14 protein-coding genes are annotated in these 23519 nt (G+C 45.9%); 7 read left to right on the forward strand and 7 right to left on the reverse strand.

Annotated features, from left to right (window positions below):
- Positions 1–104: 104 nt before the first annotated feature.
- From galK to galE, 3 genes are all read right to left on the reverse strand, one after another.
- On the reverse strand, positions 105–1265 hold the full coding sequence (galK, locus tag H5300_RS05775) for a galactokinase (protein ID WP_017084196.1): 1161 nt from the start codon (positions 1263–1265) through the stop codon (positions 105–107).
- A 194-nt stretch (positions 1266–1459) separates the two neighbouring features.
- On the reverse strand, positions 1460–2512 hold the full coding sequence (locus H5300_RS05780) for a UDP-glucose--hexose-1-phosphate uridylyltransferase (protein WP_182795616.1): 1053 nt from the start codon (positions 2510–2512) through the stop codon (positions 1460–1462).
- Positions 2513–2773: 261 nt separating this feature from the next.
- Positions 2774–3793 carry a UDP-glucose 4-epimerase GalE gene (galE, locus tag H5300_RS05785; RefSeq protein WP_004734425.1) on the reverse strand — a complete coding sequence of 340 codons (1020 nt, stop codon included), beginning with the start codon at positions 3791–3793 and terminating at the stop codon, positions 2774–2776.
- A 393-nt stretch (positions 3794–4186) separates the two neighbouring features.
- Here galE and ebgR point away from each other — a divergent pair, with 393 nt between their 5' ends.
- The 7 genes from ebgR to ygjK all read left to right on the forward strand — a co-directional run bounded on the left by ebgR (position 4187) and on the right by ygjK (position 16576).
- Positions 4187–5170, forward strand: coding sequence for a transcriptional regulator EbgR (ebgR, locus tag H5300_RS05790; RefSeq protein WP_182795617.1), 984 nt, complete (start codon positions 4187–4189; stop codon positions 5168–5170).
- 324 nt (positions 5171–5494) lie between these two features.
- Entirely contained in the window at positions 5495–8611 is a 3117-nt protein-coding gene (gene ebgA, locus H5300_RS05795; RefSeq protein ID WP_182795618.1) for a beta-galactosidase subunit alpha, read from the forward strand.
- Between the two features lie 3 nt (positions 8612–8614).
- Positions 8615–9067, forward strand: a complete 453-nt coding sequence (locus H5300_RS05800; RefSeq protein WP_182795619.1) for a beta-galactosidase subunit beta — start codon at positions 8615–8617, stop codon at positions 9065–9067.
- Between the two features lie 161 nt (positions 9068–9228).
- Positions 9229–10653, forward strand: a complete 1425-nt coding sequence (locus H5300_RS05805; RefSeq protein ID WP_004734429.1) for an amino acid permease — start codon at positions 9229–9231, stop codon at positions 10651–10653.
- Positions 10654–11227: 574 nt separating this feature from the next.
- Positions 11228–12661: an amino acid permease gene (locus tag H5300_RS05810; RefSeq protein WP_017080740.1), complete on the forward strand. Its 1434-nt coding sequence runs from the start codon at positions 11228–11230 to the stop codon at positions 12659–12661.
- A gap of 447 nt (positions 12662–13108) precedes the next feature.
- Complete coding sequence (gene ygjJ / locus H5300_RS05815) at positions 13109–14173, forward strand: protein YgjJ (protein ID WP_182795620.1); 1065 nt, start codon at positions 13109–13111, stop codon at positions 14171–14173.
- Between the two features lie 15 nt (positions 14174–14188).
- Positions 14189–16576 (forward strand): alpha-glucosidase, encoded by a 2388-nt coding sequence (gene ygjK, locus H5300_RS05820; RefSeq protein WP_182795621.1) that lies wholly within the window; start codon positions 14189–14191, stop codon positions 16574–16576.
- Positions 16577–16737: 161 nt separating this feature from the next.
- Here the strand turns inward: ygjK and H5300_RS05825 are convergent, their stop codons facing one another.
- From H5300_RS05825 to H5300_RS05840, 4 genes are all read right to left on the reverse strand, one after another.
- Positions 16738–19887, reverse strand: a complete 3150-nt coding sequence (locus H5300_RS05825; protein ID WP_182795622.1) for a beta-galactosidase — start codon at positions 19885–19887, stop codon at positions 16738–16740.
- Positions 19888–20058: 171 nt separating this feature from the next.
- Positions 20059–21285: an ABC transporter substrate-binding protein gene (locus tag H5300_RS05830; RefSeq protein ID WP_017095501.1), complete on the reverse strand. Its 1227-nt coding sequence runs from the start codon at positions 21283–21285 to the stop codon at positions 20059–20061.
- A 177-nt stretch (positions 21286–21462) separates the two neighbouring features.
- Positions 21463–22314 carry a carbohydrate ABC transporter permease gene (locus tag H5300_RS05835; protein ID WP_004734435.1) on the reverse strand — a complete coding sequence of 284 codons (852 nt, stop codon included), beginning with the start codon at positions 22312–22314 and terminating at the stop codon, positions 21463–21465.
- Positions 22314–23234 carry a carbohydrate ABC transporter permease gene (locus H5300_RS05840; protein ID WP_017080042.1) on the reverse strand — a complete coding sequence of 307 codons (921 nt, stop codon included), beginning with the start codon at positions 23232–23234 and terminating at the stop codon, positions 22314–22316. Before H5300_RS05840 ends, H5300_RS05835 begins: the two co-directional genes overlap by 1 nt.
- Between the last annotated feature and the right edge of the window lie 285 nt (positions 23235–23519).

Below are 23519 nucleotides of genomic sequence, written 5' to 3' on the forward strand. Positions count from 1 at the left end.
TCCTTCTAGTGCCAGTAAAAAGCCTCTACCTGAAATAAAGGCTTTAGCATTTGGCCTACCATGATCTTTTTAGTTGGTAAGCTCTATATTAAGTCTCGAAGCGTTTAGATTACTTCAACTAAGCCTGCTCCGTCTTTCGCTTGGCACACATAAATAGATTCTTTTAGACCCGTCGCCGCTTGATATTTCTGCTCAACGGTTGCTTTAATTTCATTAACCAATGCAGGTGGAACCAATGCCACAATACAACCACCGAAACCACCGCCAGTCATACGCACACCACCTTGGTCACCAATCACGTGTTTTACCAGCTCAACTAAGGTGTCGACTTCTTTGACTGTAATTTCAAAATCATCACGCATTGACGCATGTGATTCAGCCATCAATTCGCCCATGCGTTTCATATCATGAGTACGCAGAGCTTGAGCCGCTTCAACGGTACGGTCATTTTCGGTTATCACGTGACGCGCACGTTTCGCAACCATCTCATCCAACTCAGACTCTTTCGCTTTGAACTGTTCAATAGTCACATCACGAAGTGCAGGAACACCAAAGATGCGCGCCGCTTCTTCACACTGTTCACGACGCGTGTTGTATTCGCTGTCGACCAAGCCGCGTTTCTTGTTTGAGTTGATGATAACCACAGCCATATCTTCTGGCATTGAAACCGCTTGAGTTTCTAGGCTACGACAATCCAAAAGCATCGCGTGATTTGCGCGACCTTCTGCAGAGATCATTTGGTCCATGATGCCGCAATTACAGCCCACAAATTCGTTTTCGGCTTGCTGACCATTTAGCGCCACTTCGGCTTGGCTGATCTCTAGGTTGTAAAGCACCTTGAATGTCTGACCGATGACCACTTCCAGTGCCGCAGAAGAACTTAAACCTGCACCTTGAGGCACGTTGCCCGTTACAGAGATGTCTGCACCTGTAAATTCAAAACCACGACCTTTTAAGCACTTCACCACACCACGAATGTAGTTAGCCCACATCTTATCTTGTTGGAAGGTGATCTCTTGAGTTAAGTCGAACTCATCTACTGCATTTCCGTAGTCCACTGATACTACGCGCACGATGTTGTCGTCACGCTTAGCCGCTGCGACTACCGTTTGGTAGTTAATGGCACACGGTAGAACAAAACCATCGTTGTAGTCAGTGTGCTCGCCGATCAGGTTCACACGACCTGGCGCTTGGATAATATGAGTCGCTTGGTAACCAAGGACTTGCTCAAAAGATGCTTTCACGTTTTGGATTAGGTCAGACATAAGTAAACTCTCTGGTTAAACTCTTTGTTCAATTGGTTATGGCCCCTTTACGGCACCACTTTAATTCTTTTAGATCCCCTACCGCGTTCGTCTCTCAAGGTAGGGAATGACAACATCAGCTTCTCACCTGCCGTCATTCCAGAATCGAGGGACGAGATATCAGGAATCTCGCTCGTTATCTACGAAACAGGCGATTACTGCTCTTTGTAGTGAACGTCACTCAAATCACGCAGACGCTGTGCCGCTTGTTCTGCGGTTAAATCACGCTGAGACTCAGCCAACATTTCGTAGCCGACCATGAATTTACGAACCGAAGCACTGCGCAACAGTGGCGGGTAGAACAACGCATGTAGTTGCCAATGCTCGATGTCAGTACCTTCTTCGAAGAACGGCGCATAGTGCCAGCCCATTGAGTAAGGGAATGAGCATTGGAACAAGTTGTCGTAACGGCTCGTCAGCTTCTTAATCGCAAGCGCTAAATCATCACGCTGCTCGTCAGTCAGTTCACTCATACGGCGGATGTGTGTTTTTGGCAGCAACATGGTTTCAAATGGCCACGCTGCCCAGTAAGGCACCACAGCAATCCAATGTTCGGTTTCAACCACAGTGCGAGAGCCGTCTTTCATTTCAGCTTCAACGTAATCCACTAAAAGATTAGAACCTTGTTGTTCGAAGTGCTCTTTTAGTAGTTTTTCTTTGCGTTCAATCTCATTGGGTAAAAAGCTGTTTGCCCAGATTTGACCGTGTGGGTGTGGCTGAGAGCAGCCCATGGTCTCACCTTTGTTTTCAAACGCTTGAACCCACAGATAGTCTTTACCTAGCTCTTCAATCTGTTCATTCCAGGTATCGATAACACCACGGATCTTGTTTACCGGAAGCTCCGGCAGCGTTTTGCTGTGGTCCGGAGAGAAACAGATCACGCGGCTCAACCCACGTACACCTTGAGTCTTGAATAGAGGGTTATCAGACTCTGGAGCATCAGGTGAGTCAGGCATCAACGCCGCGAAATCATTACTGAATACATAAGTGCCGTCGTAATCTGGGTTTTCATCGCCCGAAATACGCGTATTGGTTGGGCACAAGAAACACTCTTTCTCATACGCAGGAAGCTGCGCAGTCGATGGTTTTTCATCTTGTCCACTCCAAGGACGCTTTGCTCGGTGCGGTGATACTAAGATCCACTGACCCGTTAATGGGTTATAACGACGGTGCGGATGGTCTACTGGGTTAAATTCAACTTTTGACATGTTTAGATTGCTCTCAAATTTTGTGTCTTGGTCAATTCCACCAAGATGAATAATTCTTCTACAAGGAGATTCCCTATCACGCTCGCTCCTCGCTGTAGGGAATGACGTGTGATCTCGTTGTGCTATTTGCGCAAAGGCAACCGCTTCATAGCCTTATGCTCATCCGTCATTCCAGAATCGAGGTACGAGATATCTGGAATCTCTCTTCATCTGCATTCCCCAAAGAAATTGGAGTTGCAGCTAACAACGCTGCGGCTTCAATTACGAAGGGGAATAGCCGTTCGGGTTATTCGACTGCCAATTCCACGTATCCGCCGTCATCTCCATCACGCTACGCGTCGCCTTCCAGCCAAGTTCGCGCTCTGCTTTTTCAGTGCTTGCCCAACATTCAGCAATATCACCAGCGCGGCGTGGGCAAAGTTCATAAGGAACTGGCTTACCCGATGCTTGTGCGAAGGCTTCAACCATCTCGAGTACGCTTGAGCCTTTGCCAGTGCCTAGGTTGTAAATGTGTAAACCCGCCTTCTCGCCAACCGCTTTCAATGCGGCTACGTGTCCGTCCGCTAAATCCATAACATGAATATAGTCGCGAACGCCTGTGCCATCGACTGTTGGGTAATCGTTTCCAAAAACAGCCAATTTGTCGCGACGACCTACCGCTACTTGAGCAATAAACGGCATCAGATTGTTTGGAATACCTTGTGGGTCTTCACCCATAGTGCCCGATGGATGGGCGCCAACTGGGTTGAAGTAACGCAGTAATGTCACACTCCAATCGTTCTCAGCGTTGAACAAATCACTCAAACATTCTTCGACCATGTACTTACTGCGACCATAAGGATTAGTTGTTGCACCCGTTGGAGAGCTTTCAGTAATTGGCACCACTTCTGGATCACCGTAAACGGTAGCCGAAGAGCTAAATACAATGCTCTTCACACCCGCTTTCTTCATGCTGCGAGCTAACACTAATGATCCATTGACGTTGTTATCGTAGTACTCCAAAGGCTTGGACACCGACTCCCCAACCGCTTTCAGGCCAGCAAAGTGAATCACGGCTTGGATATCGTTTTCTGAAAACACGCTATCTAGAAAAGATTGGTCACGAATGTCGCCAAGATAAAAAGTTGGTCGCTTACCGGTCAATGATTCGATTCGCTCCAGTACTAGCTCTTTGCTGTTGCAAAGGTTATCAACAATGATTGGCTCCATACCCGCCTGTATCATTTGAATACATGTATGACTTCCGATGTAACCCATGCCGCCCGTAACCAGTACTTTCACAATCAACCTCTCTTTGTCGTCATTCTTGGACTAACTCGAACTGACATTCAGCTCAGTAGCACCGTATGCCAGAAATAGTAGCAGCCATTTTGACTATAATTCTGTGATCAAAACCACGAAGTGTAAACGTTTACACTAACTCATATCATTGTTACTGAACGTGACATAGGGAGAACCTATAAACAAACACATCTAATCCATTGAATTTTAATAAGATAATTATAGATAGTTAGATTTGAGACATCATAGAGGAGTTGAGCATTTATTTTACTAAAAGTTAATGCAATGACTTCCAGTTTGATTACAATAGGTCTGTAGAATAAAGAGGTGCATTGCTTTTTTACTAAATACCAATTTCAAAGCAGCGCAATGTTCCAATAACAGGAAGTGAGTATGGCAACGTTAAAAGATATCGCGACTGAAGCACATGTTTCATTGGCTACAGTTTCAAGGGTTCTCAATGAAGATCCAACATTAAGCGTCAAGGAAGAGACCAAAAGGCGTATCTTTGAAATTGCAGAGAAGTTGGAATACAAAACCAGCAGCTCACGAAAAGCCGTTAGCAGTAAAAAACAAAATCATCACTTCCTTGCTCTGTATAACTACAAGCAAGAAGCTGAAGTGAATGACCCTTACTATCTATCGATTCGCCACGGGATTGAAACCCAATGTGACAAGATGGAAGTTAAACTAACCAACTGTTATGAAAGTAAAATACACGTAAATTCAGCACCTATTACTGGTGTATTGTTGGTGGGAAGAATGACACCGGAGGTTATCGAACAAGCCAAAAAGCTAAGCGATAATATTTGTTATGTCGATTTCACTGATCACTCTGAACCTTATGACTCTGTCGATATCGACCTGGCTTTGATCAGCAAAGAGATCACCAACTTCTTTATCAGCCAAGGCTATCAACGCATTGGTTTTATTGGCGGACAAGATAACGTCAACACTCCTGATATTCGCGAACTCGCCTTTGCTGAATACGGTAGCCTTAAGAACGTTGTCAGCGAGCAAGACATCTATCGTGGAGACTTCTCTAGCTCTTCAGGTTATAAGCTTGCAAAACAGATGCTAGCGACTGGCGACTACCCTAAAGCCATGTTTATTGCGTCAGATTCCATCGCAATTGGTGTTTTACGAGCCGTTCATGAGCACGGATTAAACATTCCTGAAGATATTGCGCTGATTAGTGTAAATGACATCCCAACAGCTAAATTTACCTTCCCATCTTTATCGACTGTTCGTATTCACTCTGAACTAATGGGAATTCAAGGCGTTAACCTGTTGATTGAGAAAGTACGCGACGGCCGTACTATCCCACTACGTGTCTATGTACCAAGCAAATTAAAGCTGCGTGACACGACAAAATAGTTAAATATATCAATCAGATAAGTTAAGGCTACCTTTGTTGACGGTGGCCTTTTTTGTGCCCATCACATACGCCTATATACACATACCAGCCTCTTTAGCCTGCTTCATAAAACAGCCAATAGTATTCTTTTAAGTGGATCACACAGCACTGTAAAAAGACCATAAAAAACGTGATGGAGTTAAAGTAAAACGTTTTCACCAATTTCATTTAGTAAAAGTTTTACTAATAATTACCTCAGTCCAAAAATACTCGTATTCACTACGACCCAATTACGCATAAGAACGTCGGTCAGCAAATTGCATTTAGGCCGAGAGAGAGGCAACGTGAACAACTGGGAAAACTTCCTGAACTTACATGAGAACCGTATGGCACCGCGTGCATACTTCTTCTCATACGCATCAGAAAAGAATGCAAAAACGTTTCAGCGTGAACTTAGCAGCCACTTCCAACTATTGAGTGGCCAATGGAATTTTAGCTATTTCACCAATCCACTATTGGTTCCTGAAGAGTTCTACTCTCAAGAAATGAAAGACTGGGGCCACATTACGGTTCCAAACATGTGGCAAATGGAAGGCCACGGCGATCTTCAATACACAGATGAAGGTTTCCCATTCCCAATTGATGTGCCTTTCGTACCATCAGACAACCCAACCGGTGCATACCAACGCTCTTTCTTCCTTGGCGAAAGCTGGGACGAGAAGCAAACCATCATCAAATTTGATGGCGTTGAAACTTATTTCGAAGTTTACGTAAACGGCGAATACGTCGGTTTCAGCAAAGGCAGCCGCCTCACCGCTGAATTCGATATCTCTAACCATGTAAAAGCAGGCAACAACCTACTTTCTATTCGTGTGATGCAGTGGGCCGATTCAACCTACATTGAAGACCAAGACATGTGGTGGACGGGCGGTATCTTCCGTGACGTTTACCTAGTGGGCAAAGAACAGCTGCACGTTCAAGACGTTACCGTTCGCACTGACTTCGACGACGCTTACCAAAGCGCTACTCTGTCGTGCAAAGTGGAACTAGAAAACCTAGCAGCAGCGGTAAACGCAACCCTTGAGTACGCATTGCTTGATGGCAGCCAAGTTATCTCGCAAGGCTCTGTAGATAGCTTAGCCGTCCCTAATCATAAGACTGATGGCAATGTAGATACTCAATTCTCTATTGATGTGGTTAACCCTGTTCAATGGAACGCTGAAAACCCTTACCTATACCAACTGTTGCTTACGCTGAAAGACGCTGACGGCAAGGTGTTGGAAGTGATTCCACAACGCGTTGGTTTCCGTGATATTAAAGTTCGCGATGGTCTGTTCTACATCAACAACAAGTACGTGATGTTGCACGGTGTGAACCGTCACGACAACGACCACCTGAAAGGTCGTGCTGTTGGCATGGATCGCGTCGAGAAAGACTTAGTACTGATGAAGCAACACAACATCAACTCAGTACGTACAGCGCACTACCCGAACGACCCACGCTTCTACGAATTGTGTGACATCTACGGCCTATTCGTGATGGGCGAAACCGATGTTGAAACTCACGGCTTTGCTAACGTTGGCGACCTAAGCCGCATCACTAACGATGCCGCATGGGAAGCGGTGTTTGTTGAACGTATCGAACGTCATATCCACGCTCAAAAGAACCACCCTTCTATCATCATGTGGTCACTGGGTAACGAGTCTGGCTACGGCTGCAACATCCGTTCTATGTACGATGCAGCAAAAGCGATTGATGACACCCGTCTAGTTCACTACGAAGAAGACCGTGATGCTGAAGTGGTCGACATCATTTCAACCATGTACTCACGTGCTCAACTAATGAATGCCTTCGGTGAATTCCCGCACGAAAAACCACGCATCATCTGTGAATACGCACACGCAATGGGTAACGGCCCAGGCGGTTTAACCGAATACCAAAACGTGTTCTACAAGCATGATGCCATTCAAGGTCACTACGTTTGGGAATGGTGTGATCACGGTATTCTGGCGCGTGATGAAGCAGGCACAGAGTTCTACAAGTACGGCGGTGACTACGGTGACTACCCGAATAACTACAACTTCTGCATGGACGGCTTGATCTACCCAGACCAAACACCAGGCCCTGGCTTGAAAGAGTACAAACAAGTGATTGCCCCAGTGAAGCTTCGCGATTTCGATGCACAAACGGGCACCTACACAGTAGACAACAAGCTTTGGTTCTCAAACATCGATGACTACACCATCACTGCGGAAATCCGTGCTGAGGGTAAAACCATTGCGGTACAGCATATCAAGGTTGAAGAGCTGGCTGAGAACTCTAGCCGTGAACTGACGCTTAATTTGCCAGAGCTTGATGAGCGTGAAGTGTTTGTGAACTTTACAGTTCGTAAGGATTCTCGTACTTCATACAGCGAAGCGAACCACGACATTGCGGTTTATCAGTTCCAAGTGAAAGAGAACACTGCACAACTTGACGCCTTCACTAACAATAATGCGACAGCACTGAATGTTGAAGAATCTCGCTTAGCCTACCTAATCAAAGGACACAACTTTACTCTGAACTTCTCGAAAGTGAACGGCAAACTGACGTCATGGTTAGTGAATGGCGAGGAACTGATTAAGTCTGAGCCTAAGCTGAACTTCTTCAAGCCAATGATTGATAACCATAAGCAAGAGCACGATGGTTACTGGGAGCCTGCACACCTACAGATCATGCAAGAGCACTTCCGCACGCTAAACGTTGAGCAAGTTAACGACAAGGTAGAGATCACCACCACCAGCATCGTTGCTCCACCAGTATTTGATTTCGGCATGCGTTGTGAGTATCGCTACCAAATCAGTGCTGAAGGTCAACTGAACGTTGAGCTAAGTGGCGAACGTTACGGTGATTACCCTCACGTGATTCCAGTGATTGGTTTCGACATGGGCATTAACGGCGACTTCGACCAAGTTCAATACTACGGCCGCGGTCCTGAAGAGAACTACCAAGACAGCAAGCAAGCCAACATGATTGATGTTTACCAATCAACGGTGGCTGACATGTTCGAGAACTACCCGTTCCCACAAAACAACGGCAACCGCCAACACATTCGTTGGGCTGCGCTTTCAAGCCGCGCGGGTAATGGTATTGCAGTAAAACCACAGCAAGAAATCAACTTCAGCGCTTGGTTCTACACCAACCAAAACCTGCATCAAGCACAACACACCATTGAGCTAGAGAAGAGCGGTTACATCACGCTAAACCTAGACCACCAAGTGATGGGCTTAGGCTCGAATTCTTGGGGCAGCGAAGTGCTCGACTCTTATCGAGTTTACATGGATGAGTTCCGCTACGGCTTAACTCTGATTCCATTCCAAGCAGGCGATTGCGACGCGCAACACCTAATCAGTCACAACTTTGGCGATGAGTTTTTTACGGCGAATACACCGAAAGCTCAACCACAACAGAACGAGGCATAAGCGATGATCGTTTTAAACAACCTAGAGCAATTTAAAGTCGTTTACCGCGACGGTCGTAAATGGCAACGCTGTGTAGAAGCGATTGAAAACATCGGCAACATCAAAGATGGCGTGATGTATTCCATTGGTGACTCACTGGCTTACATGATTGAAGACGGTGTGGCTCGAAACACCGAAAACTTCACCGGTAACCGTCGTTACTTCGACGTGCATTACTACCTAGAAGGTCGTGAAACCGTCGAGTTCGCAGCCAAGTCAGAGCTAGAGCAAATTCAAGCTTACAGCGATGAGACTGACCGCGAACACCTAATGGGTAACGGCGAGACTTGCGAGTTAGCTGAAGGCCAAGTGGCGATCTTTGATAACAGCAAAGCCTACCGATTCCACGGTGATAACCGAGTACGCAAAGTGGTGCTGAAAGTGACTATTGAAGACGGTTACTTCCTTAATAAGTAACTGGAGCTAAACAAACGAAAGCAACAACAAGATCTATTCACAGTGTGTACCGAGCCTTGCCGTTCAAGGCTCAGTCACACTGCACAACGCCTTTACGCTTCTTCCCTACAAGGAAGCCTAAAGAAATAACGACTATAATTACGTGACCCTTGGAGGACACTATGTCTGAATCTGTACGCGGTAAGTTAGGTAAATTTGCCTTGCTCTCCATGACATTTGCAGCGGTATTTAACGTTCGCAACATTGTAAATAACAACATCGAATTGGGATTGAGTTCTGCTCCTATCTTTTTGCTCGCCACCCTTATTTACTTCATTCCATTCGTGTTCATTATTGCTGAATTCGTATCTGCAAATAAAAATTCTGAGTCAGGCATGTATGACTGGCTTAAACAACCGCTGGGTTCAAAAGCGGCCTACTTAGGTTCATTCCTCTATTGGTTCGTGAACCTATTCTGGTTTGTATCATTGCTGCCCAACGTTATCGCATACGCGTCTTACGCGATGCTTGGCTACGAGTACGCCTTCTCTCCGATAGTGACTTCGGCAATCTCAATAGGTCTGTTTGCAGCAGCGACACACATCTCGACCAAAGGGGCGAGCTGGTTAGGAAAAATTGCAGAGATCGTTGCATACGGTGTATTTGCACTGTTCGCGGTTTACGTTATCGGTGCAATGATGGCACTCGGTGGTAACCATGAGCCGGTAGAGCCAATCACGCTTGAAGCCATGACACCAACCATCAACTGGGCAACGTTAGGCATTATGTGTTGGATCTTCCAAGCAGCCGGTGGTGCAGAAACCGCAGCCGCTTACCTAAACGATGTTAAAGGTGGTCATAAGTCTTTCATCAAGGTGATCATCAGCGCGGGTATCGCTATCGGTATCATGTACGCAGTCGGTTCTCTATTAGTGAACGTATTCGTTGCTCGTGATGAACTCACTTATGCTGGCGGCATGGTTGAAATCTTCACTGGTATGGCGAACTACTTCGACATTTCACAATCTCTAACGGGTCGCTTCGTCGGTATCATTCTGTTCGTCGCTATGTTCGGTTCGATGATGATGTGGACAGCAGCGCCAGTAAAAATTCACTTCTCTGAAATCCCTAAAGGTGTTTACGGTGAGAAAACGACTGAGCTTAACGAACACGGCGTGCCTGTTCGCGCAGCATGGTGGCAATTCGCTTTCGTATTCCTAATGCTAGTGGTTAACGGCTTCGGTTCTGAGTCTGTACAAGACATGATGAACACAGCAATCAACCTAACAGCAGGTACCGCAATGTTACCGCCTATCTTCATCATGGTGGCGTACTTTGTATTCCGCTTGAAGCATGACGATACACCACGTGACTTCCGCATGGGTACTCGAGTTCAAGGTATGTCTGTTGTGTCAGTACTTATCGGTATCTTTGTTGTCAGCATGACGGCATCAGCATTCCCAACGGGTGTAGACCTAATGCAAGCGTTCTTCGTCAACGTATTTATGACCGCTGTATTCTCAGCTATCGCTTGGTGGTGGATCTCTCGCTTTGAAAAGAAGCAAGCAGGTAAAGATGCAAAGCTAGAAGCGGCTAAGCAATCGTAATACTTAGCAACATTAGAACTAATTTCAAAAGCGCCTATCATGGCGCTTTTTTTGTTTTAAATCAGAAAATTAAAAACCAATAGCCGAAAATAAAAACGCCATTCCGTCAAGAGTTCACTTCACGAAAAACGTTAATTAAATCGTAATAAAATCCGAACAAAAACAAAGGTAAAATATTAACTAAATTTATTTACTCAAGGTCACATATTTGATCAATTTTGATTAACTTCCCGCCGCTTAATCTTTAATCTTCTTGCTGAAGAGACGAACGAGTTCATATTTAAAAACGACAAAAAGCCCCTACAAGCCTTACAAATCGTCGTTCATGAAACAAACAATCTCTTTGATGAACCTCTTAACCTTTAACTCTTTGTTTTGGTAATAACTTTACTGAAAATCAAGAAATAAAAGCACTAAGAAGTCCGATCGTAAATCTATAAAAACAACAATGAGCCAACCCTGACAAACAAAGCGGGTGTTTGCCAAACCAACATAACAATAAAAGTGCGGCCTAGAGCCTCCCTCTCTAGGACCAAGTTATAACGATCATCAACGTGATTCACCGGAGAACATCATGTCCGAAAATAAACGCAGTACGATAGGCAAGTTTGCCCTACTGTCTATGACCTTCGCGGCGGTATACAGCTTCAACAACATCATTAACAACAACATCGAGATCGGCCTTTCCTCGGCGCCGATGTTCTTTCTAGCCACCATCTTTTACTTTGTGCCCTTTTGTTTGATCGTCGCAGAGTTTGTGTCACTGAATAAAAACTCTGAAGCGGGCGTTTATTCTTGGGTTAAAAGCTCTCTAGGCGGCCGCTGGGCGTTTATTTCGGCTTATACCTACTGGTTTGTTAACCTGTTCTTCTTCACATCTCTGCTGCCTAGAATCATCGCTTATGCGTCGTATGCGTTCTTAGGGTTTGAGTACATATTCACGCCAATCACCACGGCGATCCTCAGTACCATTTTGTTTGCGATTGCTACGCACATTTCAAACAATGGCGCGAAACTACTAGGCCCCATCACCTCACTAACCTCGTCGCTTATGTTGTTGCTAACAATGTCTTACATCTTGTTGTCTGGCGGTGCTTTGATCGGTGGTATCGAGCCAGCAGATCCAATCACCATTGAAGCGATGACACCAAGCTTCAACTGGGCATTCCTTGGCGTAATCACTTGGATATTCATGGCGGCTGGCGGTGCAGAATCGGTTGCGGTTTACGTTAACGACATCAAAGGTGGTCACAAGTCTTTCGTTAAAGTGATCATCATTGCCGGTATCTTCATTGGTGCGCTTTACTCGGTGGGTTCAGTACTAGCAAACGTGTTTGTGTCGCGAGAAGAGCTTAAATTTACTGGCGGCTCAGTGCAGGTATTCGAAGGGCTAGCACGACACTTTGGGTTGTCTGAAATCCTAATGAATCGCTTTGTGGGCGTGGTTTCATTCACGGCGATGCTAGGCTCTCTGCTGATGTGGACAGCGACACCCGTTAAGATTTTCTTCTCTGAAATCCCTAAAGGTATCTTCGGTGAGAAAACAGTCGCTCTAAACAAACAAGGCGTTCCAGAGCGTGCGGCTTGGATTCAGTTCTTGATTGTGATTCCACTGATGTTCATTCCGACACTGGCGTCCGATACGGTTCAAGATCTGATGAGTACCATTATCAACATGACAGCTGCAGCATCGATGTTGCCACCGCTATTCATCATGATCGCGTACCTTAATTTACGTTTGAAGTTGGATCACTTACCTCGTGATTTCAGAATGGGCTCACGTATGACAGGCATTACCGTGGTCTCGATTCTGATCGGCATTTTCACTGTTGGCTTCTTTGCGTCAACCTTCCCAACAGGTGCTGACATCATGACCATCATCTTCTACAACGTGGGCGGGATTGTTATCTTCCTTGGCTACGCGTGGTGGAAGTACGGCAAATATGAAAAAAGCTTATCTCCAGAAGAGAAAAAACTAGAAGCAAAACCTGAACCGGCGAACGCTTAGTTTACCCTGCACTCTGATTTAAACTTCGGGCACTCTGACTTAAACTTCAGGCACTCGCATTTAAACTTCAGGCACTCACATTTGGTGAGTGCCTTTTTATTTGTCGGTACATTTCCACTAACCATCTCGATTAAATCAAAGCCATTCAAGAATCAAAACATTCGAACCAACAATCTAACTACCCATCAAACAATTCACCTCCTGAATACTTGCAACCCTAGCCATACCTCTGAAAATTCAACTGAAAGTCAAAATAAAAACAAAGTAAATATTTACTAAAAATAGATCACACTTTTAAACTTAATTAATTTTAAACATCAAAATTATCATTAATATTGGTTTGCGATCGTAAGTAACCTGACCAATACGCCTTGAAGAGCACCCCATATTAGAAGTCAGAACTGCTTGCGAACCTTCATTTATAACCCCGACACAGAAGTGATTAAAATGAAAAGTAGTTTTACTAAAAACACTATTATTACAAGCTGTATTCTTGCTGCCTTAAGTACCACTGCCCACGCGGAAGAGTCCGCAGCAAACCACAGTGATACTCTGCCCCCTCAGACAGAAACTGAAACCCTATTTAACTTTTATGGTGAGCTTGGCCTTGGTGGTCACGTGGCACTCGAAGGTGATGATAAAGGCCGCTACGCAGACGGTACTTACATTGAAGCTGGCTTGGCTATCGAGCACGGTAATTGGTTTGGTCTTGCTTATATGGAAGGCTGGACAGTACAAGCCGACGACGAAGGCAATGCTTGGGCAACGGGCCACGGCTGGGGCGGCTTTGAAGGTGGTTTCAACCGCTTTTACGCTGGCTACCGCACAGATAACAAAACAGAATTCATGATTGGTCGTATGGACTCTTCATTAGATGACGTTCAATGGTGGGGTGACCCTACGGTTGAATACGGCTACGCGATCTCAAACACGCGAGACGTGCACCTTGGTATGAAGATTCAAAACCTAGAAGGCAAGCTTCGCTACAGCGTTTCTTTCGCGCCAGAGTCTGACTTCTCTGAAGACGATGCTCTTGTTCACTTCGGTAAATACGACAGCTTCGCAGACCAATGGAAAGATAAGAACGCCATGGTCAATGGTTACCTCCAATACGATCTGACCGACGACTTAACCCTAATGGGTGGCGGTGAAGTTCGTAACAACGATGGTGGTGAACTATTGCTATTGGGTGCTGAGTACAAAAACTTCGCCACTCGTGTTTGGCATGATACCGATAAAGGCAACCAAGAGTCTTTCGGTAGCGAGTCTGGTATTCAAACCAGTGCATGGTACGAAGCGGCACAAGGCGTTTACCTATCTGCAGCCTACAACTACGCAAACTTTGACGGTGACAATGGCGACAAAGAAATCACCTCTTACATCAATGCTGGCGTTTGGTATGAATACGGCAACGGCGCGTTTGCGACTGCTTTCGATAGCCGCTTTGGCGTAGGCAGCGACACTGAAATCGGCGACGCTCAGGTGTTCGCAATGCAATACTTCTACTGGTAATAACAGGAATTGATCATGAAACTGAATAAATCATTCGCAGCTCTCGCTATCGGTGCAGCCCTTGTCGTTACTGGTTGTGCTTCAAACTCAATCTCAGGCTCTGACACAGAGCAACTGCAAGCCAACGAATTTAAGAACGTTATCGACCGTACTGGCTCACCTGAATACATGCGTGACTACGACTTCGATGACCACCAACGCTTTAACCCATTCTTCGACCTAGGTGCATGGCACGGTCACCTGCTGCCAGACAGTGCAGAAGGCATGGGCGGATTCCCAGGTACAGCACTGCTTACCGAAGAATACATCAACTTCATGGCTGATAACTTCGACCGCCTAAGCGTGTTCAAAGACGGCAAAAAAGTGGCTTTCACTATGGAAGCTTACAGCCTACCGGGCGCATTGGTTCAGACGCTAAAATCTGACGATGTGACCGTAGAAATGACGATGCGTTTTGCTTCAAACCGTACCTCTCTGCTAGAAACCAAAATCACTACCGACTCACCGGTTGAATTGGTGTGGGATGGTGAACTACTAGAAAAGACGCACGCTAAAGAAGGCGTGGCACAAACCGACAAAACAATCGCTGAAACTTACCCTGAGTATGACCGTCAAATCGTCGCAACCGACGATGGCCTAAAGGTGACCTTCGGTAAGGTTCGTTCGACATGGGATCTACTGACTTCTGGTGAGTCTGAATACCAAGTTCACAAGTCGATTCCAACGAAAACCACGGTTGATGGTTTAGCGTTTACTTCAACGGCAAACATTGAAGCATCGACGACTATCTACACCACATACTCGCATGTTCTAACGGCAGAAGAAGCGCAAGCGGAACAGCCTGAAATCAAAAAGATCATGGCAAACCCTACCGACTTCTTAACGGTATCAGCAGAACGTTGGGAAGGCTACCTAGAAATGGGCTTAACCAACCCGAACGCGACACCAGAGCAAGAGCGTGTTGCGGTTAAAGCGATGGAAACCCTAAACGGTAACTGGCGTGGCGCTGCAGGTGCGATGGAGTTTGACTCTGTGACACCATCCGTGACGGCGCGTTGGTTCTCGGGCAACCAAACTTGGCCTTGGGACACATGGAAGCAAGCCTACGCAATGGCTCACTTCAACCCAGATGTAGCGAAAGATAACATCCGCGCGATGTTCGCTTACCAAATTCAGGCTGACGATGCCGTTCGTCCTTGGGATGAAGGTTACGTGCCCGATCTACTCGCTTACAACCTAAGTCCAGAACGTGGCGGCGATGGCGGTAACTGGAATGAACGTAATACCAAACCAAGCCTAGCAGCATGGGCAGTAATGGAAGTCTATAAGACCACCAGCGATGAAGCTTGGCTCGAAGAGATGTATCCAAAGCTAGTGGCATACCACGATTGGTGGTTGCGCAACCGTGACAACAACGGCAACGGCGTACCTGAATATGGCGCAGCACGCGATAAAGCACACAACACACCGGAAGGTGAAATGTACTTCACCGTGGTTCGTGGCGATAAGCACGAGACAATTATAGGCCAAGCTGCACTGGATAAAGTGATTGCTGAAGGTAACTACGATTACATCGAAAGCCCAGCACAAACTGCCGCGTCTTGGGAGTCAGGTCGTGACGATGCAGCCGCATTTGGTTTCATCGATAAAGATCAGCTAGACGCGTATGTAGCGAATGGCGGCAAGCGCAGCGATTGGGATGTTGAGTTCGCTCAAAACCGCGCTGAAGATGGCACGCTACTGGGCTACTCACTACTGCAAGAATCTGTCGACCAAGCAAGCTATATGTACAGCGATAACAAGTACCTAGCAGAAATGGCTGACATTCTTGGTAAAGACGCAGAAGCGAAAGAGTTCCGTGAAAAGGCTGAACACCTATCGAACTACATCAACACCTGTATGTTCGACGAAGGCACTAACTTCTTCTACGACATTCGTATCGAAGACAAACCACTAGCCAACGGCTGTGCAGGTAAACCGATTGTAGAGCGTGGTAAAGGCCCTGAAGGTTGGTCACCATTGTTCAATGCTGCTGCCACTCAAGCTAACGCTGATGCAGTTGTCTCTGTAATGAAAGATACAGAAGAGTTCAATACCTACGTTCCACTAGGCACAGCAGCGCTTTCTAGCCCTGCATTTGGCCCAGACATTTACTGGCGTGGACGTGTTTGGGTAGATCAATTCTACTTCGGCCTAAAAGGCATGGACAGCTACGGCTACCGTGACGATGCGATTGAAATGGCAGGTGCGTTCTTTGACCACGCCGATGGATTAGTTCAAGACGGTCCAATCCGTGAAAACTACAACCCACTAACCGGCGAACAACAAGGCGCACCAAACTTCTCTTGGAGTGCGGCTCACTTGTACATGCTTTACAACGATTTCTTTACTGACGCAGAGTAAATCGAACCTTTTTACCTGTCCTCTGAGATTCATTAATACACAGGTTCAATAAGATACTGCGAATTAACAAATTTCAGGCTTTGGCACTCAGCGTTATGTTGAGTGCCTTTTTTATATCTGAAGCCAAATAATCGAACAAACAAGCATTTAGACTATTTGGCCTACAATGATCCTTTTACTCCATTCGCTGTACTTTGACCGTTCTCACCACAATAGAAGCGCACCTGATAATGGTAATGCTCTTTCAATAATTTGTATTCATCATGAACACTTGGCGTCCATGAGTCGTCACCGCCAACCCCCATATGGAAGCCATCGACATAAACAAACAGCTGTTCTTGTTCGGTTAAGTCACAAGTATGCTTTGCCTTCTGTAGCTGCTGTAACCCAAAACGACTGACTGAGAAATGAAAGTTTCCTTTCAGTACAAATTCACTAACCTTTACCTCACGAACATCACAACGCAAGCCGCAATCAGAAGGAAAAATATACGGGGTATGCATTTGTTCAATGTTCTGCTGATATCGCCCTATATGGGCTGACATTTTTCGATCTGGGTAGTTTTCATGTGGCCCACGACCAAACCATTCCACCCCATCAGGCACATGGTTCAAAGCAAACTCAAAACCGACTCGAGGCAGAGATGGCAAACCTGTCGCCGCTTGTACATCCACATCTAACTTAACCTCACCATCGGTAAATAATTGGTACCGCCAAGTCGACAACAAACGAACCTGCCCTTCTACTGTGTGGGCAATGATTGCCGTCACCAACACCCCGTTTTTCTGAGTGATGGATGAAAATTCGATACACTCTGGAGTGAGCCTATCCAACCTCATCGCCTGCCAGCGTGCTATCCATGAATTAGGGTCGACGCGGTTTGCTTCACTGACACCGATATCGTTGTCTAACGGTGCACGATAAAAGTTATCTCGAAGACCACTCGCAAGCTGTTCCACGCCTTTGATTTTCCAGCTCTCTAGTGTCCCAGATAATCTGTCGAACTCTACTTGATAAGCATCACCACTCACAGTCAGCAGCGCGTCGGTTTCAGTCACTTTCGGTGGAAATTGAGAGAGGTTGGTATCCAACATCAATTGCGGCTGAGTAGGTAAGCTAAACTGTTCAATCGCCGTCACATGACCTTTATTCGCCCACGCAGTATTGGCATTTAATACTACTTCAAGATTGAGGTAATTAAGCGCATTGGCCGTATGAGGAATAGTCACACTATTAAGCTCTATCTGGACACTCTCGCCCGCACCAACCATCAATTCGATACAACCATCGCTCGTCACCACACCATTCTGGGTAACCGTCCAATTCAACGTTTCAATCCTACTGGTCACAAATAGGTGTTCGCTGTGTACCTCAATCACCAGTGGTGATGCAGAAACCAGCTTGAACTGATAAAACTGTTGCGCCTTTTTCACTTCATGCAGCGTTGGATGCACCGTTCGATCTGGGAATACCAAACCATTAATGCAGAACTGGCGATCATTAATCTCGTCTCCGAAATCACCACCATAGCCCCAATATTGTTTGCCGCTCGAATCGGTTTTGGTGATCCCTTGATCGACCCAATCCCAGATAAATCCGCCCTGTAATCTTGGGTTGTCTCTAAACACTTGCCAATATTTATCAAAGCTGCCCAAACTGTTCCCCATTGCATGGGCGTACTCACAGAGAATAAGAGGACGATGCTCGTTTGGTAGAGCGATCGCTTTACGAATGCCCACGCGAGGTGTCACTTCAGGTTGACTCTCAACAACAGGTAAATCCCAACCAACACGCGCATACATTGGGCACAAGATATCGGTCGCTGCTGTATCTGCCCCGCCACCTTCATACTGAACGGGACGTGTTGGATCAGTTTGTTTCACCCATTGATACATCGCATGGTGATTACGACCAATCCCCGACTCATTACCCAACGACCAAATGATCACGCTGGCGTGGTTTTTGTCGCGTTCCACTAGCCTTGTCATTCGTCTCATGTACGCATTCAACCACGACGAATCATTAGACAGTCGACACATCGGAAACTGACCATGGGTTTCCACATTCGCTTCATCAACCAAATACAGGCCATACTCATCACACAATTCATACCACAATGGGTGATTCGGATAATGAGCAGTTCTAACGGCATTGAAGTTATTTTGTTTGAGCAGTTTGATGTCTTGAATCATCCCTTCACGAGTCATGGTGTGGCCCAATTCAGGGTGATGTTCATGGCGATTCACACCACGAATCAGCAACGGCTTACCGTTAACTTTGAGCAAACTATCGGTAATTTCAACACATCGAAATCCGACATCGTAAGCCTCACAATCGACAAGCTCATCATGTTCATTGAGCAATGACACCACACAGCGATATAAGTAGGGTGACTCGGCACTCCACTTGTTCGGGTTCACCACTGAAATGCGGTGTTCTGCGACTTCAGACCACGGCCCTTTTTCATCGACATAACGCTCACCAAAACCCACTATTTGAGGTTCGAAAACCAACTGTCCTTGAGCATCATAAAGTTCAGCTTTCAGCTTAAAGCAGCTTTCTACATCATTGCTGTGCTTGGTTATTTGCGTAGAAATATTTAAAACAGCATCGCGATAGCAAGCATCTAGCTGCGTCTCAATACCAACATCCTCGATTGCGACCTTGGGCTTTCTCAATAAAGTCACATCACGGAAGATGCCACTGAGCCACCACATATCTTGGTCTTCAAGATAGGAACCATCAGACCAACGCAGCACCATTACTGCGAGCGTGTTCTCGCCTGCTTGTAAGTATTCAGACACGTCAAATTCAGCCGGTAATCGACTGTCTTGCGAATAGCCAACCCACTTGCCGTTACACCACAGATGGAACGCTGAGTTAACGCCATCAAAGGTCAGCCTATGGGTATCCAAAAGCGCTTGTTCGGTACAATTAAAACGCCTGCGATACAGCCCCGTTGGATTGTCGGTTGGTACAAAAGGCGGGTTATCAGCGAAAGGATATTTCACATTGGTATAGATCGGTTTATCAAAGCCTTGCATCTGCCAGTTGCTTGGCACTGCGATCGACTTCCATGAGGAATCATCAAAATGTTCAGAGACAAACTCTTCGCCGACCAACTCAGGCGAATCGAACAACTGAAACTTCCAAACCCCATTGAGAGACAAGGTGCGTGACGATTTCTTCCCCACAGCCTCAGCCAACGAGGTGTAACCATTCAAAGGAGCATGAGCCTCAACAACGTTATGATGAGTGATGTGTTGGTTTTCCCATTCGCGGGCAGAGATGATTTGAGAGAAAGTTCTCATTGAGTGTTCCTTACGATAAACCGAATATAGTGAATCATTGCAAGTAGTACTAGGCAGGTTGTATTGGGTGCCTCTTGTGCTCAAAACGACGAACACTAATCAAATAACACTGGCAATGACAAACTGAAAAGGAAAAGAGCCGCAGCAAGAGTCGCTGCGGCAGATAACGTATTACTTAAAGGTACGCTTGCTCACCTTATCGAGTTTCTTTAAGATTTTTTCGATTCGGTCAGGGTGAACCATAAACTCTTGGAAACCTTTCATGCCCTCTTTGGCCATCGCAGGATCGGTATCACGGTCATAGAACTGAGCCGTACCATCGGTAGAAGCGAGCATTGCTACACCTTTATCTAAGAACGGATCTGACTTGGCTTTGGCTTTATTGTTGGTCGGAATTTGTAACAGCATCTCATTGATCAGCTGTTGGTTTTCAGCGCGAGCAACAAACTCTAAGAACTTACGTGCATCTTCCTTATTTTTCGCTTTTGAAGGAATGTGTAGCGTATCCATAGGCGCATCTTCAGACATAGGAACACTTGGATCAATGACAGGGAATTGGAAGAAATCCATCTTGCCATCTAACTCAGCAGGGAAGTTAGGCGTGATGAAGTTACCCATCAGGTACATCGCCGCTTTACCGTTGTACAAGAAAGGTTGAGCTTCCTGCCAAGAATAAGAGGCGTGATTTTCTAGATAGTAACCAGGCTCAACAAGCTCAGCCCAGTTAGCGAACGTTTTCTTCACACGTTCGTCAGAATAAGGCACCTTGCCTTCCATCAACTGAATATGGAAATCCAAGCCGTTGGTACGCATGTTGATGTAATCAAACCAACCCGCAGCAGTCCACAAGTACTTAGTACCAATCGCAAACGGCGCCACACCATTTTCTTTCAGCGTTGCCGATGCCGATTTCAGATCATCCCATGTTTTAGGTTCAGCAATTCCATACTGCTCAAAGATGTCTTTGCGGTAGTAGATACCCCATTGGTAATACGTGTATGGCACACCAAATTGCTTGCCATTCACCGTCATTGCAGGTGCGGCTGACGCAAAGTCTTGCTTCATGTTGTTGTCAGTCCAAATATCACTCACATCTTCAAACAGGCCGCGGTCAACAAAGGCTTTCATTCGGTTACCCGCATACCAAAAAACCACGTCCGGCGGCGAAGTGACCAACCAATTACGAATCGTTGTTTTGTACGACTCGTGATCGTACAAATTGTACTTAACCGTAATATCTGGGTTTTCTTTTTCAAAGCGGTTAATGATCTCACCCCACGCCTCTTTTGGCGCTGGATCAGAAGCATCTGAGTTGATGACTAAGGTGCCTGCAAACGATGTTGCAGACATGGAGGCAGCGAGCACTGCAGAGGCAGCGATATGTTTCACGTATTTCATATTGAGGTCCTTGTTATGGAGCTAAGCTCTCTAAGTCCAATTCTTATTGTTTTCTCTCGTAGGGTTGTTTGTGTTTTAGTTTCTCTTCAATGATTCATCCATTCGGGATGTCGGTAGCAATAACGGCTTATAACAGCCGATATTGCTAGATTCGTGTATCGATACTTATCTCGTTATTTACCCTTTGGTCGCACCTAATGTCAGACCTGCGATAAAGTGCTTTTGCATGGTAAAAAACAGCACAACCGGTGGGATAGCCGCGACTACAGCACCCGCCGACATAAACTGCCAAGACGCCAGCCATTGGCCTTGCAGTGAGCTCAACCCCGCAGTTACAGGGCGAACGTCATCACTCTGAACCAGTACTAGTGCCCAGAAGAAGTCATTCCAAATAAAGGTAAACACCAACACGGCTAACGCTGCTAAAGCTGGGCGAACCAAAGGGAGTACGACATGCCAGAAAATCTTCCATTCACTGACTCCCTCCACACGCGCCGCTTCGATCAAGGCATCTGGGATCCCGACGATAAAGTTACGCATGAACAAGGTACAAAATCCGGCTTGAAAAGCGATATGGAAGAAAATCAGCGCCCAATGGGTATCGTAAAGGCCAAGTCCAATCGTTAAATCACGCACTGGAATCATCAAAATTTGGAACGGAACAAAGTTGCCCGCAATAAACATCGCAAAGATCCAAACGTTGGCTTTGAAGTTGTATTTCGCCAAGGCATACCCAGCCAGAGTCGAGAGAGCGACAGCCCCTGCGACCGCCGGCAGTGTGATGATCAAGCTATTGATTAGGTACTGCCCCATCGAGGTCGAGGTAAAAACTTGGGTGTAGTTCTCTATGAATTGAATCTCGCTCGGCCAGCCCCAGTAATTACCTTTGTTGATGTCATCCATTGAACGAATCGACGTCATCATCACAGCGATAAGCGGTAACAACCACATCACGATCGAGATAGGTAACGCCACTCGGTAGCTGATATTAGTAAAGCGACCGGCTTTTTGAATTGGTTGCGGAAACATTATTTTTCACTCCTTAACATGCGCCACAAGAAGTAAGCGATATAGATATCCATAATCAGAAACAGCACCACAGAAACCGCTGCACCGTAACCCATTCGATAGTTAAAAATAGACTCTTCATACATTTGATACGCCAGTACCGTCGAGCTACCCCAAGGTCCACCCGCCGTCATGGTTGCCACTAAATCGAAAGAACGCAGGGCACCAATCACTGTCACGACCACGGCAATAAACGTCGCCGGTCTTAGTTGAGGCAACACCACATACCAGAGCATGCGCCACTTCTTTGCACCATCCAGTCGCGCTGCTTCCAACTGTTCTGGATCGAGGTTGTTCAACCCCGTGAGATACAAGATCATGCAGTAAGAAATTTGTGGCCACAGACCAGCAGCGATGATTCCGTAGGTCACATAGTCTTCGTCAGCGAGTATTGAAACGGGCTCAAAACCGAAGGTACCCAATACCATATTGAAAAGACCAAATGACGGGTCATAAAACCAAGAAAATACGAGGCCGACCACCACTTGAGAAATAACAAAGGGGAAGAAGAATAAGGATTTAACGACACGAATGCCTTTCACTTGTTGGTTTAAGAAAAGGGCAATCGCCAAGCCACACGGTGGCGCAAGCATAAAGAAGATCAACCAAAGGAAGTTATTCGTTAACGAAGTATAAAAAGCATCTGAGTCAAAAAGCTCACGATAGTTCTCAAGCCCTACCCACTCTTTTTCGCCTAACCCATCCCACTCAAAGAAGCTCAGCCAGATACTGTCCAAGATGGGGTAGATAACATAAAGAGAGAAGATAGCGATGGCTGGCGCCAAGAACAGCCAAGGCGACACCTTAGAACTAATGCGCCTTTTCTTTTTCGCCGATGGGATGCGATTTTCTGGGTATATCGTTTTCACAGATTGCTCCATTTCCCGAAATTCCTTGTATTAAAAGCTTCATTTACTATTTGATTAATTTCCACCTAGGTTTCTAAATTTAATCAAGCAACGCAGAATTTATAGTAATTACGTTCAAATATTAGGCTTATTGATAACATTGCGCACAGTTATGTTTTATTTTTGTAAACGTTTCCACAGAAATCAGTATAGATCGCCAAATTTATATGACCACGATCAATAAATCATGCGAGGCACCTAACAAATTCCTGATGAAAGCGTATGTTTTAAAGGCAAAGAGATGCAGTACAACGAAGC

This window comes from Vibrio sp. SG41-7, from assembly GCF_014164465.1.
In the GTDB taxonomy this organism is placed as follows: domain Bacteria; phylum Pseudomonadota; class Gammaproteobacteria; order Enterobacterales; family Vibrionaceae; genus Vibrio; species Vibrio splendidus.

Excerpts from the sequence above, each read along its gene's own strand:
- galK (WP_017084196.1), bottom strand. The coding sequence starts at position 1,265 with ATGTCTGACCTAATCCAAAACGTGAAAGCATCTTTTGAGCAAGTCCTT.
- H5300_RS05780 (WP_182795616.1), bottom strand. The coding sequence starts at position 2,512 with ATGTCAAAAGTTGAATTTAACCCAGTAGACCATCCGCACCGTCGTTAT.
- ebgR (WP_182795617.1), top strand. The coding sequence starts at position 4,187 with ATGGCAACGTTAAAAGATATCGCGACTGAAGCACATGTTTCATTGGCT.
- H5300_RS05800 (WP_182795619.1), top strand. The coding sequence starts at position 8,615 with ATGATCGTTTTAAACAACCTAGAGCAATTTAAAGTCGTTTACCGCGAC.
- H5300_RS05805 (WP_004734429.1), top strand. The coding sequence starts at position 9,229 with ATGTCTGAATCTGTACGCGGTAAGTTAGGTAAATTTGCCTTGCTCTCC.
- H5300_RS05810 (WP_017080740.1), top strand. The coding sequence starts at position 11,228 with ATGTCCGAAAATAAACGCAGTACGATAGGCAAGTTTGCCCTACTGTCT.
- ygjJ (WP_182795620.1), top strand. The coding sequence starts at position 13,109 with ATGAAAAGTAGTTTTACTAAAAACACTATTATTACAAGCTGTATTCTT.
- ygjK (WP_182795621.1), top strand. The coding sequence starts at position 14,189 with ATGAAACTGAATAAATCATTCGCAGCTCTCGCTATCGGTGCAGCCCTT.
- H5300_RS05825 (WP_182795622.1), bottom strand. The coding sequence starts at position 19,887 with ATGAGAACTTTCTCTCAAATCATCTCTGCCCGCGAATGGGAAAACCAA.
- H5300_RS05830 (WP_017095501.1), bottom strand. The coding sequence starts at position 21,285 with ATGAAATACGTGAAACATATCGCTGCCTCTGCAGTGCTCGCTGCCTCC.
- H5300_RS05835 (WP_004734435.1), bottom strand. The coding sequence starts at position 22,314 with ATGTTTCCGCAACCAATTCAAAAAGCCGGTCGCTTTACTAATATCAGC.
- H5300_RS05840 (WP_017080042.1), bottom strand. The coding sequence starts at position 23,234 with ATGGAGCAATCTGTGAAAACGATATACCCAGAAAATCGCATCCCATCG.